Genomic DNA, 16,645 nt, shown 5'->3' on the forward strand with positions numbered 1-16,645 from the left:
CTGCGTATTACTTTTTAAGAAGTGATGACAGAAAAGGATGTGCTTCATTAGCTTTTGCAGATTGCAATTGCTGAGTACGAATTTGCTCTACGGTTTCCACACAATGCCGAGCATCTTTAATACCATAGCCTCGACCTGCTAATATCTCTTGATAACTAACTGTGTGAAGGTCGGTAAAACCACCTGAAAATTCTAACTCGTCACCATCACAATTAATGGTTCTGTAAGTTGTTTTTTCACCTTTAATTTCGTCCGGTAAATCATTGGCATCGATAGAAAGCAACCATTTGACTCGTGCTTTTTCATATTCTAAGTAGCCAGATGCTTTCAGGTCATCAGTGTAGTGAAGCACATTTTTCTGTAACTTCCCAAAAATGAAGTGCAGCATATCGAAAAAATGCACTCCAATGTTGGTTGCTACACCAAACGATTTCCTTGGATCGCCTTTCCAACTCTCAAGATACCATTTACCACGAGAGGTTATATAGGTAAGCTCAACTTCGTGCTTCTCATCTTTCTTTGACTTAGCCACCTTATCCCGCAACTCAATAATTGCCGGGTGATGGCGTAACTGAAGAATGTTGTAAACTTTCTTGCCGGTTTCTTGCTCAACCCGCTCTAATTCATCTAAATCATTACTCGTTGGCACCAAAGGCTTTTCGCAAATAACATCACAACCTAAACGTAAACCAGCGGCTATATGCGAGGCATGCATGTGGTTGGGAGAGCATATCGATACATAATCTAGCTTTGTGCTGTTGTTACGCTTTACCTGCCAAGCATGCTCATAAAAACGTTCAAAGTCAGTAAAGAATTCGCTTTGCGGCGAAATACTGTCAATAATACCAACAGAGTCATTAATGTCGTAAGCAACACTTAATGTATTATTGGTTTCCTTTATAGCCTTCATATGGCGGGGGGCTATGTAGCCAGAGGCACCTATAAGAGCGAAGTTATTGCTAGTGTTGATATCAGTCATTACGCTTTAATCACCTTTCCGTTCTTTCCTCTATACTTTCCGCGAGAGTCAATAATAATTCTTGAATGTTCGTATATTGCTTCGTAATCGAATTTCTCGTGATCAGTTGCCAGAATAACGGCATCAAAACTGTTCAAGTTCTCTACTGTTAACTCAGTACTGCTTAAATCAAAGCTGTGTTCACGCATTTTCGGAAATTTAGGTACATGTGGGTCGCTATATGCCACTTCTGCGCCTTTATCACGAATAAGTTCCATGATCTCAACAGAAGGCGACTCGCGCATATCGTCTACATTTTTCTTATAAGCAATACCCAACACGAGAATTCGACTGCCATTCAGTGACTTTTGATGTTGATTTAAGCCGTCCATCAATTTATTCACCACATATTCAGGCATAGCACGGTTCACTTCACCTGACAGCTCAATGAATCTTGTATTCAACCCATACTCCCTGGCTTTCCAGGTAAGATAAAACGGGTCAATCGGAATGCAGTGCCCACCTAGCCCAGGTCCCGGGTAATAAGCTGTAAATCCAAAGGGTTTAGTTGCTGCAGCATCAACTACTTCGAAAATATCAATACCCATGCTATCCGCAACGATTTTCATTTCGTTCACTAAACCAATATTTACTGCTCGATGAATATTTTCTAGTAATTTGGTTAATTCTGCCGCTTTTGTAGAGCTAACAGGGACTATTTTATCGATGGCGTGTTGATAAAGTGAGATTCCAGCTTCTTTACATTTCTCGGTGTGGCCACCCACTACTTTTGGAATTGTTCTAGTTTCAAAATTAAGATTCCCCGGGTCTTCTCTTTCCGGAGAATAAACTAGGAAGATGTCCTTACCTACCACTAATCCAGTCTCTTCGAGACGAGGCTTTAATACTTCTTCCGTTGTGCCTGGATAGGTTGTACTTTCAAGAGATACCACCTGGCCCCCTCTTACATAAGGCTTTAGCATATCAGTAGTATTTATAACAAAAGACATGTCCGGCTCACGATACTTGTTTAGTGGAGTAGGCACACAAAGTATCAATGCATCACAATCCTTGACGCGACTATAATCACTAGTAGCTCTAAATCCATTATCTATTGCGGCCGCAATATTTTCATCTGAAATATGTTCAATTGCACTGTGACCGTTGTTTAGCGCATCAACCTTAACTTGGTCAATATCAAACCCCATGACTTTGTAACCAATATCGCTGTAGCGGATAAGCAGTGGTTGTCCAACGTATCCTAAACCGATAATACCAATAACCGCTGATTTATTTTCTAATTTCTCTATTAATTGCTTATGCATCTTTAAATCCATGAATCTCTTCTGACCTCAATTCGATAAACCATTGTAGTTCTATCGTTAATCAGTTTATTTCCAAATAAACTGCAGCTATCTAGCATAGGTTTCCAATCTTAAACTTCTCTTACCAATTGACGTTTAAAAACAAATGTCGATACCTTTGAAATTTCCGTTCTGAAAACCACTAACCAGCTTGCCAATACAGACAGCCAGAAGCCAACCATCCACAAGCCAAGTTCCTTTCCCCATAAAGTGAAAATAACTGCTCCGGCTACAACAACAATTGTGTACAAATAAACCAAGAGCCGAGGGACCGGTTTCCACAAATATATAGCAAACTCAGTTCTTACCAAAAAGAAAACCCAGAAGGACAAACATGTACTTACAGCAGCTCCGGCAGCGCCATAAATAGGTATAAGAACCCAATTACCTGCCAGATTAACGGCAAAGGCGATCAATGAAGCGAGCATTGAGTACGACGTTCTTTTGGATATACCTATGCCAACGACAGTGGTTTCCGATAATGTATATAATAAAGGGTATCCTATACATGAAACCACAATCCATTGTACAGCAGAATAATTGCTAGGTAGGAATAAGGTGACAACCCATGAAAAGAGCCCCGCTAATGAAAATCCGAGAACGACTAAAGCCAGTATATATCGAGTAACAAGATGAACATTTTCAAGACCCTGCCCCTTACTCGCCCATTTGTATACAGTTGGTGCCCAAACCGTTGAAAATACACTTTGTAAGATTACCGCAGCAGCCGCGAAACTCACCGAAACAGAGTAAACTCCTAGCTCTTCAAAACTAGTCATAGCTCGCAGAAAGAGTTTATCCATAGCCGTAAGGCCCCAGAAAGCTAAGCCACCAAGAATGAGAGGTAAGCCGAACCGAAGCATTTGCTTGAGCTGACTAATATCTAGTTTGCAATAAAAACTAGCCAGCCATTCCTTTCGAGTGTTCCAGGCATAGATTGCGAAGACAAAGGTAATAGCAGAGGTATTGGCAAGAATAAGATTGGTTAAGTCTTTACTAGCATCAACGAGTACATAACCACCGACGATTAGTAATAGCAGTAGCTTAGGGAGCACTTGACTCATTGAGTAAGCCAAGCCACGTTCATTCATCCGAAGAACAAGAGAGAAAAAACGTGAAATGAAATTAGCTAATAGTGCTATTAAAACCAGAACACTCAAGTGCAGTTTAGGCACACCGAATAGCCAGTCAGACAGCACTCCACCAAACATAATAAGTACAGCAAGCGTTATAATTAATAACGCTAAACCGGGCAAAGCTGCCTGCTTTAGTAATGCGGGAGTATTTTTGGTATCGTGAAACTCCCTAACGTAAGCTTGGTCAAGCCCCAAACTAAACAGCAACGTACTAAAAGAGAGTGTTACCTGGAACATAGCCATGCGACCCACGTCTTGTTGGGAAAAAAACCATGTTATTAAAGGTAACGAAACAAGACTAAGTAACGCCCCACCTACCGGTCCGATAGCGAAGGCCGCTATTTGTTTAGGTGTCACTTATAAAACCCAAAAATTGCATTTATAACTTTTTGTTGTTGCCCCCGTTCAAGGCCATACCACAAGGGCAACCTGACTAACTTTTCACTTTCTCGAGTGGTGAAGTTATCCCCGCCATGTAGCTTCCCAAACTGTAACCCAGCCTTCGCGGTATGCAGAGGTACGTAATGAAAAGCTCCCAATATGTCCTCGTTTTTTAAATGTTCTAACAGAGCTGTTCGCTCATCCAGCCCAGAGGTCTTTAAGTAAAACATATGTGCGTTATGAATACAGCTTTCGGGGATGTTAGGCAGTTCTATTCGCCCAGACCTTTCCAGCATCTTTAAGTTCTTATAGTAGTAGCTCCACAGGGAAAGCCGTGCATCGTTAATTTCTTCAGCACACTCTAACTGACCCCATAGATAAGCCGATTGCAATTCGCTTGGTAAGTAACTACTACCGACATCGACCCATTGGTATTTATCAACCATACCTCTAAAAAATTGGCTCCGGTTTGTGCCTTTTTCACGAATTACCTCAGCACGGGAAACAAACTGCTTATCATTAATAATAAGAAGCCCCCCTTCACCACCGCTAGTATAATTTTTGGTTTCGTGAAAGCTGAACGCCCCCAGGTGCCCAATAGTTCCTAAAGCCCGACCTTTATAACTACTCATCATGCCTTGCGCCGCGTCTTCAATTACATACAGCTCATGGCGGTTAGCTATGTCCATAATGACATCCATTTCGCAACCTACTCCCGCATAATGCACAGGAACAATCGCTCGAGTTTTTGAGGTTACAGCGCCTTCAATCAGTCTTTCGTCAATATTCATTGTGTCTGGTCTAATATCAACAAATACGATTTTTGCCCCTCTCAGCACGAAGGCATTTGCGGTACTCACAAAAGTGTAACTGGGCATTATCACTTCATCGCCGGGCTTTATATTGATAAGAATTGCTGCCAATTCAAGCGCAGCTGTGCAAGAAGGGGTAAATAGAGATTTTGGAATATCTAAATGTGTCTCAAACCAATTTTCACACTTTTTCCCAAAATAACCATCACCACAGAGCTTATTCCTTCCTAGAACGTCACTAATATAGCCTTCTTCCAAACCTGTACGCGCAGGGACATTAAACGGTATCATTTAGGTTCTCTTTTATAAATTCTTCTTCAAGTTTTAAAAGGTCTTTCTTGCGAGCTTTTATTCTTCGCGCAGGGCTGCCCACATATATTCCCCAAGGTTCGGTAGTCTTAGTTATAAGACTCATAGCACCGATAGAGCAGCCTTCTTTAATTGTTACTCCGGGGAATATCACTGACGATGCTCCGACAACAACTTGACGTTCCAATACAACTTTAGAAAAGTACTCATTTTTGAACTTTTTCGGTATAAGCGAATTGACCATCGTTTTTCCCGTATAATCGTCGGATTGAGCAAAAATTTTTACTCCATAAGCCAAAGTACAAAAATCCGACAATACGATGCCTGGGTCACCACCGGCGACTAGACACATTGGAGTAATATGACAATACTGTCCAATTACGACTTTTCCAGACAATACACAAAAATCATCGATACGCGAATTATCGCCAATATCAATCAATTCAGGATTATAAATAGAGGCCTTATCACTAACTTTTACGTTCTTCCCTAAACTTTTGAACCCTATATTCTCAAGATGCTCTCTAGAAAGATAAGCCATTTTAGACCTCAAATAGTTCCGAGTATTGTTGTTTCAGAGTTTCTAGAGAAAACCGCGAGCGTATAATTTGGATGTTTTTTTCTAATGCTTTTTGAGTCAATGGCTCCAGTGAAAATTGCGACACATCCTTCAAATAAAGTCCTACACTTTCTAAAAAAAAACGCTGACTAACGTCTTTCCTCATAAACACTGTTTTGCCCATCCCCAACAGAGTAATGGTATTCCCCATTGCTTGTTGTCGTTTGTGGTTAAATATAACGATATCTATACATTTTAAAAATTCTACGTATTGCTCGAATGGCATAAAGTCACTTAACGCAACAAACTTATCACCGAATTCTTTCTTACCTCGTTCAATAACTTTTTGAGCATGATTTCGGTCACCATATGATAATGGGACATAAATTTTTATATTTTCGTTTTTATATATTTTTAGTTTTTCTAGAACTTCAAAATGATTATTGCTCGGATCCGCTGAATTTCCTATCAAGATATTCAACTCTGAACTTTCTTCCTTGGGTTGTCCTGAATTTATTAACATCTTTGGATCCATGATATTACTCAGATACATTAGGCATTCATGATATTCACCTGTCGCTCCATACCATTTACGTGCAAGCTTCAAGTCTTCAGGTAGGTAAGTTACAAGATGCCCCATACGCTTAATTACGAATCTTCTAAGTTTTTCTACTAGCTTCTCTCGCCAGCCTACTTTCGGGTGCTGGTATTGATAAAGATCGGCTCCCCACATAATCCAGAAACATTTTTTAAGCAGCCAAGGGCAAAATACTAAAATTAAAATAACGCGAGCATTAAACAGCCCATGAAGAATTATCTTTTGGCTACAATGTAAAGTCATTAAAAGGTATAAATAGGCATGCAGCTGGCCAATTACTGTCTTTTTTACAATAAAGATATTTTCTTTCTTTTCAATAGGGTATCGCTTTAAGCTTTTTTCACCTACCAACCAAAATTTATGCCTTTTCTTGCTAAACTCCATATCTATTAGTTTCACAAAAGAAGGAGTAAACGCTCCAATATTGCTAACATGCAAAATCACTTTATGGTTGTCCTCAAACTTCGTCATTTATAATTGTTTGAAGATATTCTCCGTAACCATTTTTCTTAAGTTCTTCTGACTGCTTTTTAAGCAAATCTTTACTTAGCCAACCTTGATTAAACCCTATCTCTTCAAGGCAGGCAATTTTATAACCTTGCCGTTTTTCAATTGTTTCTACGAATTGGGCTGCCTCTAGCAAGCTTTCATGTGTACCTGTATCCAGCCATGCGAAACCACGCCCTAACAATTCAACATTTAGGCTACCTTGCTCTAAATAAGCACGGTTTATATCAGTTATTTCCAACTCACCACGATCAGATGGCTCCACTTTCTTAGCTATATCGATTACCTGATTATCATAAAAATAGAGACCGGTAACCGCGAAATGAGACTTCGGCTTTGACGGTTTTTCTTCAATAGATATCGCTTTCTGATTTTCATCAAACTCTACGACACCAAACCGCTCGGGATCTTTTACCTGATAGCCAAAAACTGTCGCTCCCCTTTCATTTTCAGTTCTTTTCACAGCTTCCGCTAGTTTCGGAGTAAATCCCTGACCGTAATAAATGTTATCTCCGAGAACTAAACAAACACTATCACTGCCGATAAATTCCTCACCGATAATAAAAGCTTGTGCCAGACCCTCTGGGCTCGGCTGCTCTTTGTATGAAAGCTCTATTCCGAATTGAGAACCGTCACCTAATAACTTTTCAAAATTAGGTAAGTCTTCAGGTGTAGAGATAATTAAGATTTCACGTATACCCGCAAGCATAAGTACCGATAGCGGATAATAAATCATCGGTTTGTCGTAAATAGGTAGTAGCTGCTTTGATACTCCCTTAGTTATGGGATATAAGCGTGTACCTGAACCACCGGCTAGTACAATTCCTTTCATGATTTGCTTCCTAATCGCTCTCGTTGATAGCTACCATCTTGTACACGTTGGCACCAACTCTGGTTATCCAAATACCATTGTACGGTCTTGCGTATGCCAGACTCAAAAGTCTCTTCTGGTATCCAGTCTAGGTCTTGTTTAATCTTGGTAGCGTCAATAGCATAACGCATATCATGACCAGGACGATCTTCTACGTAGCTTATAAGCTCTTTGTATGAATTCTCAGCAGGAACCAACTCGTCTAAAATATTACAAATGGTTTTGACAACTTCTATGTTCTGTTTCTCGTTATGCCCACCAATATTGTAGGTTTCACCAACCTTCCCTTTAGTCGCAACTAGTGTTAGTGCTCTTGCATGGTCTTCGACGTACAACCAATCTCGAATTTGATTACCTTTCCCATAGACAGGCAAAGGCTTCCCTTCTAGCGCATTCAAAATCATTAATGGAACAAGTTTTTCTGGAAAATGATAAGGTCCATAATTGTTCGAACAATTAGTAACGATGGCCGGAAAATTGTAGGTACGCCGCCATGCTCTAACTAAATGATCACTACTAGCTTTTGACGCACTGTAAGGTGAACTTGGTGCATATGGAGTAGTTTCTGTGAATAAAGGAAGTTCACCTTCTTGTTCGTCTGGATGAGGTAAGTCACCGTACACCTCGTCAGTCGAGATGTGATGAAATCTAAACTGCGATTGCCTATCAGAGGCTAAATTCTGCCAGTACGCTCTAGCCTGCTCTAATAGCGTATAGGTACCCATGATATTGGTTTGCATAAATTCACCAGGACCATCTATAGAGCGGTCAACGTGTGACTCCGCCGCCAAATGCATAATAATATCGGGGCCGTGTTCATTAAACACGCGCTTTAGTTCCTGTGCATCGCATATATCGACTTGCTCAAAAATATAGCGTTCGTCGTTACTGACAGACTCCAAGCTTTCGAGATTACCTGCGTAGGTTAGTTTGTCGACGTTTACAACAGAGTGCTCGGTACTTTTTATCAAATGACGGATGACTGCTGAGCCTATAAAACCCGCACCGCCTGTTACTAGTATTTTCATAGAGGTCATTTAGTTTTTTGGATATCTCACCTGACGTGAAACATCAGGTTACGGAATAGGAATAGTATCAGGCGGCGTTTTCTTCTTTTCTGAATATGTTTCTGACTAACACAAAACCCACACCTAAAAATCCACCTAAAAATGTCCCAATAATGCAGATTAGAGCGCGCGAGGGCTTCGCTTTTTGCTCAGGCACAACAGGTGGGTCTAATACTTGAAAAATATACTCAGGCCGCACATTGGCTAGCATAATAGTCTGAGTTTGCTTTTCAATAAGCTGATAAAACACTTGCTGCATATTGCTTAGTGCGGTTTCCTGAAGCTCTTCATTTAAATATTCTAAACTGCGCCGCGCCTCTTGAATATCACGTTCCCGCATATGGTTGTTAATTTCGCTAATTAACCAGGTAGTCCATTGCTCTGCAACCTCTGGTGACTGGTGATTAACAGACAACGTCACTAGGCCTTTTTCCAAATCACGAGTCACACTAAGCACATTACTTTTAAAAACTTGCGCGTATTCCCAACTGCTCGGTTGTGGCTCTTGGGGCGGCTCTACTTCTCTCAGCCACTCATTAGTAGCTGGGTCATAAATCTCTTTATTGTAAACCAGTCCGTTTTGACGGTTCCATTCTTCTACCGCCATTAGCTCTGGCAATATATTGTATTTTTCTACAAAGCTTTTAATAAAGGCTCTGGACTGCAGTATTTCTATAGCAATAGTGGTCTTATCAACAGGTTTAGCACCTAAATTAACACCGGCCAAGCTAGCTAAGCCGCCTAACTGACCCGCCATTTGCGACAATCCGCCGCCACTGGCCTCTTCGGTCGGTGCCAGCGTTGCTTCTGACTTATAAATATTCGGCAGGCTTAAAGAGTAAATAACAGACCCCACCGCAAACACAAAGGTAATGGCGATAATCCACCATTTGCCTTGCCAGATAATGCCGAATAGCTCTCGCAGGTCTATTTCATCGTCCTGGTAATCCGGATGGCGGTTTGGTTCGTAGTTAAGGGGAGTTAGTGGTGCTTTTGGATTGTTATCGTTCATTCTGAGGCCTTATTGTTTGCCTGCTTCTATAATTTTTACTGTGTTAGGCACGCTACCGCCCATGGGTTGCGGTTCCCATAGGCCGATGATGCAGATAATTTTGATCAAGCGAGTATGATACCGCACGTAGCCCTTTTCCTACAAAGGCTTTATTGTTAGTAATTGGTGATATTTTAAGCGGCTAGTTCCTTAACTTACATCTTAAATTCCGGTGACCCACCACTTTGCTCGCGTAATAGCTGGTCGCCCATTCGGATCACGGTATCGGTAAGATAGTCGATAAAACCGTCCTGCTCGATACTGTTAGCGACCGTTGATGAGTGTAGAAAGCGCCGCATTTCCTGCTCAAAATCACCTGAAGCCATATAAGAAGGTAGTTCTTGTAACCGCCCGGAAAGCGCTTCAAAACCGGCAGGTTGATGATAGCCCTGAAACTTGGTTCGAACTAACTCCGCATCTACCTGTACATTACGCTGATTTAGCCAGGCAATATCCCAAACATCTCGTGCTTTAATCGAACGGCGCAGGGCTAGAGCAACAAACTTGTCAGCAGCAATTTCTTCGAGTGTTTCACAGTTGAGAAGAATGCTTACGTAGGCATCGGGAACACTAGGATAGGTTTTTACAAGCGGCCTTAGAACTTGCGTATGGGCAATAACTGTCGCAACTTCCAATTTCACTTTCTGCCATGGCAGGCTTTTCTGCTCAGGCTCGGTTTCAATAGATATTTTCCAACGGCCTACCTGAATCGCCTCTTTATTCGATAACTTGTCGTAATTAGGTTCAGTCACATTGACTTTAAGATTGTGCCTTTGCGACAGGTCTTCATGTAGGCAGTCACGAAGATGAGCTAGCTGATCAAAGTCAAAATCTGCGCCACCGACAAAATCCAAATCTTCCGATAACCTATTCGATCCATACATCATTCGCAGACAGGTACCACCTTGAAAGGTAAGTTGTTTAAGAAAACCGTGCTTTGCCATTGAAGCTAGCACTTCATAATGGAGCAGCTCTTTTTCAACTGTTGTCGTAAGACCCGCTAACTCCGGCGAATCAGCACAAATTTTTTGCGCTAGAGATTTAATGTTCATAGTTATCACTTCCTTGTCTTGTAATCGCTTCACTTAAAGCATCCTGGTCAACCAATTCGAGATTTCGTCCGACGTTTTTCAAATCTAAGTACGCTCTCTTTATTGTCGCTTCTCTCAATGGGTAATCATCTAATGGATACGTCTCATTAGTGATTGCCATTGGGTCACGCTTAGTATGTGTAAGCTCGAGCGTCCCAAGCGGAGTTTTGAATATTCCATTCCGCCCCGTTGTCATTACAGTGGCATAATCAAACATCTGCTGACTAATAACGCTATATTTGCTGAGTACAGATTCCAAACTGAGGTAATTAAGGCTTGATGGCCGCACCAAATGCGGTAAGTGCAAAATACTCGTCGAGTGGTAATAGTGGCTTTCAGGAAAAGCCCATACTCCTCGACAAATCTTTTGAAGGACGCCTTTTTTTACCAGGTAATTTAGACGGACTTTTAGTGCATCGTTTGAATATTCTGGCATTAACATCTTAAATTGTGGCATAGATACAAGCGCATGATGTGTATATTTTTGCAACGCATGTAACTTACCTTTCAACTGATGTGTGCTCATTGGTATACATTAGGTTAATAAACTTAATAACCTAGCGTACACCAAGCAACCAATTAGGTCTACAATTAGTTATCAAAAAAGATAACCTACTGTAAACTTAAAGACCTCGGTTATTTAAAATGATCCAATATCACCCTTTTGTCCGATGGCGCTTTTCCGCCGTTTTTTGTAATCTGGTTGTTTTAAACAAGACGGAACCAACACATGGATGTTATTCATCACGGCGCGTTTGAAGGGGTTACGGGCTCTTGCCACGAACTGTTGTTAGACAGTGACCACTCACTTTTAATTGACTGCGGGTTGTTTCAGGGGGCAGAAACCTCGGGTTCGGGCGCGGACTCAAACACGCAAGAAATTGACTTCGATATTAGCAAGGTGCAGGCGTTGGTGGTGACCCACTGCCACATTGACCACGCAGGCCGCATTCCCTGGTTGTTAATTGCCGGCTTTACCGGCCCTATTTATTGCACGAAAGCTACGGCGCATTTGTTGCCTCTGGTTATTGAAGACGCGTTAAAAGTAGGCCTAACTCGCAACGCCGATATTATTGATGCAGTAGTGACTCGCCTGCAGCGCCAGCTACAGCCGGTGGAGTACGATGATTGGTTAGAACTGCCTGCCGACTTCTCTACTGAGCGCTTTAAGCTGCGCTTTCGTCAGGCGGGCCATATTCTGGGGTCGTCTTATGTGGAAATTGAGAATGTGAATAATCACTACCGTGTGGTGTTCTCGGGTGACCTGGGTTGTAAAAACACGCCGTTGCTGCCCGACCCTACCCCGCTGGAGCGCGCCGACTTTCTGTTGCTGGAAAGCACTTACGGCGACAAGAACCATGAGTCGCGCCTTGACCGCGAGCAACGCCTGAAGTCGGTGGTTGAGCGTTGTGTGGAGAACAAAGGCACTATTTTAATTCCGGCGTTTAGTATTGGCCGTACGCAAGAGCTTTTGTACGAGTTAGAAGACATTATTCATAAAGCAAGGGCTAAGGAAGCGGAGACTGGGGTAGCGGATGCCGTATGGCACAAAATGACGGTTATTTTAGATTCGCCACTGGCCGCGCAATTTACCAAACAGTACCGAGCCATGAAGGCGTTGTGGGACGAAGAGGCATTGGCACGGGTAGAAGAAGACCGGCATCCGTTAAACTTCGATCGCATGATGACGGTAGACGACCACGGTGACCATGAGCGCGTGGTGAATTATTTAAAAAGCAGCGGCGACCCCTGCATTGTTATTGCCGCCAGCGGTATGTGTACCGGCGGACGTATGCTCAATTACTTAAAAGCCTTGCTGCCCGACTCGCGCACCGATGTGTTGTTTGTAGGCTACCAGGCTGCCGGAACCCCGGGGCGCGATATTCAAACCTACGGCCCGCGCGGCGGCTATGTCGACTTAGACCACGAACGTGTCTGGATTAAAGCGGGTATTTATACTTTAGGTGGCTACTCCGCTCACGCCGACCAGCAAGAGCTTTTAGACTTTATTGATGCCACCGATGAACCGGTGAAGCGCATACGTTTAATTCACGGCGAGCCCGACGCCCGTTTGGCGTTAGCAGCGAAAATAAAAGGTCGGTATGGGATAGTCGTCAGCTGAGTTGGCTCGCGAATTCCCCAATACAGCGGTATCGTATATTGCGTAGTAGCTGCAGCTCGCCGGCTTTTGACTCAAAATTGGGCTGTTGCTCAAGCTCGGTGATAAGTTTGTCGGCTTCTTGCTGAATGCTTTTGCACAGCCGCTCTATTTCTCGCTCTGCGACGGGCTTGTTAAGCCCTAAGCCTTCTGCGAACGCTAAAACAGATTGTCGTGTCACCCGCCCAAAATAGTTAGCGTCGCCAATGGGTTGCGACAAGTGCACTACTCATGATTGAGGCGTCCGGTTAATTCGGTGAGCTTGTCACTTGAAGCGCTGTCGGGAATGTCTAAATAAACTTTTATGCCAAGCGCATTCAGTACATTTAGGGCTTTTTCCAGTTGCACTGTTGGCTTGCCGTTTTCGAATTGACTCACAAAATTAATGCCACAGCCTGCAAACGCGCCAGCTGTTGTCTGATCCAACTCTTGTTGCTGCCGCACGACTTTGGCAATGCGCCCGATGGTTTTTGTGTCTTTTGCTTCCAGCAGCATGGGAAGTCTCACTTAAGCTTAAATTCACTTGATTGAGTGAATATAGAAGAAAAAAATAATAATATCAATATATTTCACACGATAGAGTGAATATTAGAAAAAATTCAGTTTTTGAAAAGTAATTTCATTTGAACGAATGAATATTTGAACCTGACGTAAATAAGGGCAGCTACAACCGCTCGGCGAGATCAGCGGGCGCAATGTAGCGCATGGCTTTTTCATACAGCACAGTATGCTTTGTCTGATTCTTTTCCCATACCAGCTTGTGTAACCTTATTACTTGGTTCACCGAAATCTTAGTTTCACTTTAAGTTGCTAAATATCGCAAAATGCGATATTTTTATCAGCATAGGATGCATTTTGAGAATTATCACAAAGAAGCGAGTAAAAAATGCCATGCTTCAATACCCTCAGTGGCAAGTGGGGTTAGATTTATGGTGTCATGTTTTTGGTCAAAACTCTCTTAATGCACATTCTTACAGCCAAATTAAAAGTATTTGGCGCCGAGCATCCGGTTGGAATACAGACCGAATAGCCGGAAAGCGGCTGAAGAATGAGAACGGTGACTATGGCACCATATTTGATTTATATATTTTTGATGTCCACGGAAGCAACTGCCGAATACTTGCAAAACTAGGACACAATACACTCTTTGTAAGAGATATTTTGTCACACTCCGAGTACGACAAGTGGTGTAAACACAATGTTCACCAAGGCAAATTAAGAAGGTAATGACTATGAACGCTCAACAGGACGAAATGGTAGCGCTGGGACAAGTCGCTTCGGCAATAAGTGCTACAGCAATGGAGTTTGCTGGAACTGCCGTTGAGCTTTTTCATTACACTTATACACCCATTCAGTCTGAAAAAGAGCTTCTTGAGAGAGCCGACGTTATGGACTACTTAATGGATTTGGCTCAGCACGAAAACGATATTGTGCTAGTGTTTGCTAACGCAATTTCTGATCGCATTGAAGAATTTGAAGATCAAATGGAAATGCCTACTGTTCCAGTTGCCGAGAAGCTAAAAATGCTAATGAAAACCCGTTCGGTAAAACAGAAAGACTTAAAAAATATAGCGCCTCAAAGCGTAATAAGCGAGTTGTTAAACGGCAAGCGCACTGTCAACCTAAACCAAGCAAAAGGCTTTGCCGGATATTTTAACCTTCCTGTTAGCTACTTTGTTGAATAGATACCGCACCTGACGTAGTTACATCAGGACACGCTGACTACAACCGCTCGGCGAGATCAGCGGGCGCAATGTAGCGCATGGCTTTGCCTTTGCTAGCTTTACCGACCAATAGCAGGTCTCGCTTGGCGAGGTCATTCAAATAGGTGCGTGCGGTATTTTCATTGCAGCCAAGGTTGTTTGCTACGGTTTTCACGGTAAATACCCGTCCGGGGTTCTTCACTGCTTCTTTGAGTATGTCGAGCTGCCCTCGTTTTAGAGCGTTGGCTACGGCGCTTTTTTCAACCCAGTTCATAAACTCGAACATTTCTTTTTGTTTGCGCTCTATATACTCCCGTAACGCATCGACCGCTTTTACGACAATGTCGACCTGATGGTACAAAAAGTAGGTGAGATCATTGTCGTCGGTTTCAGTGTATAAAAACGCGCGATCATAGTCGGTGCGCTTCTCCTGAATGAGCTTACTAATGGACACATACTCGAACAGCCAGTAGCCCGATTTCAGCATAAACCAATAAAAAAGCGCTCTTGCGGTACGTCCGTTACCATCGCCAAAAGGATGAATGTAAGCCACCATAAAATGCAAAATAATGGCTTTTACCAACGGATGAATAAAGTTATCGGAGTTCAGTTGCCCATGCTCTTCATTGGCAAACTGACAAAGCTTTTCCATGCGCTCCTGTAGGCTTCTGGCCGCTGGCGGAACATGCGCTACGTCGTTGTATTGGTCGCGTATATCAATGTCGTTACTGGTTCTGAACTCGCCCGGCACGGCGTCATTATCAATGCCTTTATGGGTCGCTATTTCGTGTAATTCCAGAATAAGCGGAATGGTTAACTCGTCGTTTTTCAAGCTGACAGCCCGCTTCATTAACCGATAGTTATTGGCTATCATTTGTTCCGACTTGTTCTGTGGCTGACGTTCGGACTCAAGCATTTCTTTTGCAACTTTGCGCGTTGTCGACGCCCCTTCCAATTGCGATGAGGTAATAGCTTCTTCCATCAGTAAGCTTTGGACTAGATAGGCGTTCTTTTCCTGCTTTCCGAAAAAGGGATGATCGGAAACGCTTTGCGAGCCGCCGGTTAGCTTGTCGATATAATGCAGCTTGGCCTGAAGAGAGTCTGGAATACACAGTTTAAAACATGATAATTCATTGACGCCGCAAAGCTCTGGCAAGTTCCGGCTGACATTAATCCGAGCCAATTTAGTCGCTAACCAGGCAAGTTCTGGGTTATCGCCTTTGTTGACACGCCACTTAAATTTGTCCCATGGCAAGTACTCACCTTTAGAGTTGGTGATACTGTAGGTTTTCATAACCTTGAAAACATCTTCCGGAGAATAAACTGAAAAAAGTTCATCCGTCGAAGGCGGTGTTCTAACCCTTGCCATATAAAACTCCATGACTAATTTAATGAATTAATATATAGCTTAAATTATGAGAAAACACAAATTTTTAAATTTACGTTTTATTGGTAAAAACCCCTGAATTCAGCTTCTTCATACAGCACAGTATGCTTCGCCTGATTCTTTTCCCATACCAGCTTGTGTAACCTTGTTACTTGGTTCACCAAGCTACTAATTTCAATTAAAACTGCAGAAATTTTGAACTGTGCTATCATTAACCAAATGGTTATTTTTAAACATCCATGCGGAGGATTTATGGAGTTGCGAGAATACACTCCAGTAATGCAGCCTAAAGATATATGGGCAGAGTTAGGCCTTCCAAATGAAGACTCAAGATTGAGAGAGCAAATTGCCAATGGATTACCAATAAAAGTACTTAATCACGTGGCAAACTCTATGGAAATGACTCAGAAAAGCATTATTGAAGCGTTACACATACCGCCAACAACTTTCTTGCGTCGTAAGAAAGGAGGACGCCTTACCACGGAGGAGAGTGATAAGTTATATAGCCTTATTGAAGTACTTGCTCGTTCAACTGATTTATTTGACGGCGACCGTAAGGCGGCCGTTGAATGGATGACCAAAAAAGTCCCCGGACTTGGTCATATGCGCCCTATTGATATGTTAGACAGTCACACAAATACTGAAGCTGTATTGGACATAATTACCCGTTTGGAATACGGGGTTTATTCTTAA

General features: G+C 42.5%; 17 protein-coding genes. 3 read left to right on the forward strand and 14 right to left on the reverse strand.

The genetic code is table 11. From position 1 onward, the window contains the following. Window positions 1-7 precede the first annotated feature (7 nt). The 11 genes from UM402_RS10135 to abiEi form a co-directional block, all read right to left on the reverse strand. A complete protein-coding gene (locus UM402_RS10135; RefSeq protein WP_058576249.1) occupies window positions 8-979 on the reverse strand; it encodes a Gfo/Idh/MocA family oxidoreductase in 972 nt (323 codons plus the stop codon). After that, window positions 979-2,283 carry a nucleotide sugar dehydrogenase gene (locus UM402_RS10140; RefSeq protein WP_322295484.1) on the reverse strand — a complete coding sequence of 435 codons (1,305 nt, stop codon included), beginning with the start codon at window positions 2,281-2,283 and terminating at the stop codon, window positions 979-981. Before UM402_RS10140 ends, UM402_RS10135 begins: the two co-directional genes overlap by 1 nt. Window positions 2,284-2,393: 110 nt before the next feature. Further along, window positions 2,394-3,815: a lipopolysaccharide biosynthesis protein gene (locus tag UM402_RS10145; protein ID WP_058576247.1), complete on the reverse strand. Its 1,422-nt coding sequence runs from the start codon at window positions 3,813-3,815 to the stop codon at window positions 2,394-2,396. Further along, on the reverse strand, window positions 3,812-4,942 hold the full coding sequence (rffA, locus tag UM402_RS10150; protein ID WP_058576246.1) for a dTDP-4-amino-4,6-dideoxygalactose transaminase: 1,131 nt from the start codon (window positions 4,940-4,942) through the stop codon (window positions 3,812-3,814). Before rffA ends, UM402_RS10145 begins: the two co-directional genes overlap by 4 nt. Further along, on the reverse strand, window positions 4,929-5,501 hold the full coding sequence (locus UM402_RS10155; protein ID WP_058576245.1) for an acyltransferase: 573 nt from the start codon (window positions 5,499-5,501) through the stop codon (window positions 4,929-4,931). Before UM402_RS10155 ends, rffA begins: the two co-directional genes overlap by 14 nt. Before the next feature lies 1 nt (window position 5,502). Next, window positions 5,503-6,588 carry a TDP-N-acetylfucosamine:lipid II N-acetylfucosaminyltransferase gene (locus tag UM402_RS10160; protein ID WP_058576244.1) on the reverse strand — a complete coding sequence of 362 codons (1,086 nt, stop codon included), beginning with the start codon at window positions 6,586-6,588 and terminating at the stop codon, window positions 5,503-5,505. Further along, window positions 6,575-7,456 (reverse strand): glucose-1-phosphate thymidylyltransferase RfbA, encoded by an 882-nt coding sequence (rfbA, locus tag UM402_RS10165; protein WP_058576243.1) that lies wholly within the window; start codon window positions 7,454-7,456, stop codon window positions 6,575-6,577. Before rfbA ends, UM402_RS10160 begins: the two co-directional genes overlap by 14 nt. Then, on the reverse strand, window positions 7,453-8,523 hold the full coding sequence (gene rfbB / locus UM402_RS10170; RefSeq protein WP_058576242.1) for a dTDP-glucose 4,6-dehydratase: 1,071 nt from the start codon (window positions 8,521-8,523) through the stop codon (window positions 7,453-7,455). Before rfbB ends, rfbA begins: the two co-directional genes overlap by 4 nt. 67 nt (window positions 8,524-8,590) lie before the next feature. Continuing rightward, window positions 8,591-9,574 (reverse strand): Wzz/FepE/Etk N-terminal domain-containing protein, encoded by a 984-nt coding sequence (locus tag UM402_RS10175; RefSeq protein WP_058576241.1) that lies wholly within the window; start codon window positions 9,572-9,574, stop codon window positions 8,591-8,593. Window positions 9,575-9,768: 194 nt separating this feature from the next. Beyond that, window positions 9,769-10,665, reverse strand: a complete 897-nt coding sequence (locus tag UM402_RS10180; protein ID WP_058576240.1) for a nucleotidyl transferase AbiEii/AbiGii toxin family protein — start codon at window positions 10,663-10,665, stop codon at window positions 9,769-9,771. Next, on the reverse strand, window positions 10,655-11,230 hold the full coding sequence (abiEi, locus tag UM402_RS10185; RefSeq protein ID WP_058576239.1) for a type IV toxin-antitoxin system AbiEi family antitoxin: 576 nt from the start codon (window positions 11,228-11,230) through the stop codon (window positions 10,655-10,657). The genes UM402_RS10180 and abiEi overlap by 11 nt, the downstream gene beginning before the upstream one ends. A gap of 204 nt (window positions 11,231-11,434) precedes the next feature. On the opposite strand from abiEi, the gene UM402_RS10190 reads away from it, so the two are divergent. Further along, the gene (locus tag UM402_RS10190) at window positions 11,435-12,826 is read left to right on the forward strand and encodes an MBL fold metallo-hydrolase RNA specificity domain-containing protein (protein WP_058576238.1); all 1,392 of its coding nucleotides are present in this window, start codon (window positions 11,435-11,437) and stop codon (window positions 12,824-12,826) included. Here the strand turns inward: UM402_RS10190 and UM402_RS10195 are convergent. Both UM402_RS10195 and UM402_RS10200 read right to left on the reverse strand, forming a co-directional pair. Continuing rightward, window positions 12,819-13,082: a hypothetical protein gene (locus UM402_RS10195; RefSeq protein ID WP_322295305.1), complete on the reverse strand. Its 264-nt coding sequence runs from the start codon at window positions 13,080-13,082 to the stop codon at window positions 12,819-12,821. The genes UM402_RS10190 and UM402_RS10195 overlap by 8 nt on opposite strands. A gap of 5 nt (window positions 13,083-13,087) precedes the next feature. Then, window positions 13,088-13,357, reverse strand: coding sequence for a transcriptional regulator (locus tag UM402_RS10200; protein WP_053954402.1), 270 nt, complete (start codon window positions 13,355-13,357; stop codon window positions 13,088-13,090). Between the two features lie 737 nt (window positions 13,358-14,094). Here UM402_RS10200 and UM402_RS10205 point away from each other — a divergent pair. Then, complete coding sequence (locus UM402_RS10205) at window positions 14,095-14,547, forward strand: helix-turn-helix domain-containing protein (RefSeq protein ID WP_053953754.1); 453 nt, start codon at window positions 14,095-14,097, stop codon at window positions 14,545-14,547. 37 nt (window positions 14,548-14,584) lie between these two features. Here the strand turns inward: UM402_RS10205 and UM402_RS10210 are convergent, their stop codons facing one another. After that, a complete protein-coding gene (locus UM402_RS10210; RefSeq protein WP_322295306.1) occupies window positions 14,585-15,859 on the reverse strand; it encodes a Fic family protein in 1,275 nt (424 codons plus the stop codon). Between the two features lie 345 nt (window positions 15,860-16,204). On the opposite strand from UM402_RS10210, the gene UM402_RS10215 reads away from it, so the two are divergent. Further along, window positions 16,205-16,645 (forward strand): antitoxin Xre-like helix-turn-helix domain-containing protein, encoded by a 441-nt coding sequence (locus UM402_RS10215; protein WP_063744282.1) that lies wholly within the window; start codon window positions 16,205-16,207, stop codon window positions 16,643-16,645.

The sequence above is a fragment of the Idiomarina sp. OXR-189 genome (genome assembly GCF_034373425.1).
Classification (GTDB): Bacteria; Pseudomonadota; Gammaproteobacteria; order Enterobacterales; family Alteromonadaceae; genus Idiomarina; species Idiomarina zobellii.

Bases quoted from the DNA above. Each gene is read 5' to 3' on its own strand.
- UM402_RS10135 (WP_058576249.1), bottom strand. From the start codon at position 979: ATGACTGATATCAACACTAGCAATAACTTCGCTCTTATAGGTGCCTCT.
- UM402_RS10140 (WP_322295484.1), bottom strand. From the start codon at position 2,283: ATGCATAAGCAATTAATAGAGAAATTAGAAAATAAATCAGCGGTTATT.
- rffA (WP_058576246.1), bottom strand. From the start codon at position 4,942: ATGATACCGTTTAATGTCCCTGCGCGTACAGGTTTGGAAGAAGGCTAT.
- UM402_RS10155 (WP_058576245.1), bottom strand. From the start codon at position 5,501: ATGGCTTATCTTTCTAGAGAGCATCTTGAGAATATAGGGTTCAAAAGT.
- UM402_RS10160 (WP_058576244.1), bottom strand. From the start codon at position 6,588: ATGACGAAGTTTGAGGACAACCATAAAGTGATTTTGCATGTTAGCAAT.
- rfbA (WP_058576243.1), bottom strand. From the start codon at position 7,456: ATGAAAGGAATTGTACTAGCCGGTGGTTCAGGTACACGCTTATATCCC.
- rfbB (WP_058576242.1), bottom strand. From the start codon at position 8,523: ATGAAAATACTAGTAACAGGCGGTGCGGGTTTTATAGGCTCAGCAGTC.
- UM402_RS10175 (WP_058576241.1), bottom strand. From the start codon at position 9,574: ATGAACGATAACAATCCAAAAGCACCACTAACTCCCCTTAACTACGAA.
- UM402_RS10180 (WP_058576240.1), bottom strand. From the start codon at position 10,665: ATGAACATTAAATCTCTAGCGCAAAAAATTTGTGCTGATTCGCCGGAG.
- abiEi (WP_058576239.1), bottom strand. From the start codon at position 11,230: ATGAGCACACATCAGTTGAAAGGTAAGTTACATGCGTTGCAAAAATAT.
- UM402_RS10190 (WP_058576238.1), top strand. From the start codon at position 11,435: ATGGATGTTATTCATCACGGCGCGTTTGAAGGGGTTACGGGCTCTTGC.
- UM402_RS10200 (WP_053954402.1), bottom strand. From the start codon at position 13,357: ATGCTGCTGGAAGCAAAAGACACAAAAACCATCGGGCGCATTGCCAAA.
- UM402_RS10205 (WP_053953754.1), top strand. From the start codon at position 14,095: ATGAACGCTCAACAGGACGAAATGGTAGCGCTGGGACAAGTCGCTTCG.
- UM402_RS10210 (WP_322295306.1), bottom strand. From the start codon at position 15,859: ATGAAAACCTACAGTATCACCAACTCTAAAGGTGAGTACTTGCCATGG.
- UM402_RS10215 (WP_063744282.1), top strand. From the start codon at position 16,205: ATGGAGTTGCGAGAATACACTCCAGTAATGCAGCCTAAAGATATATGG.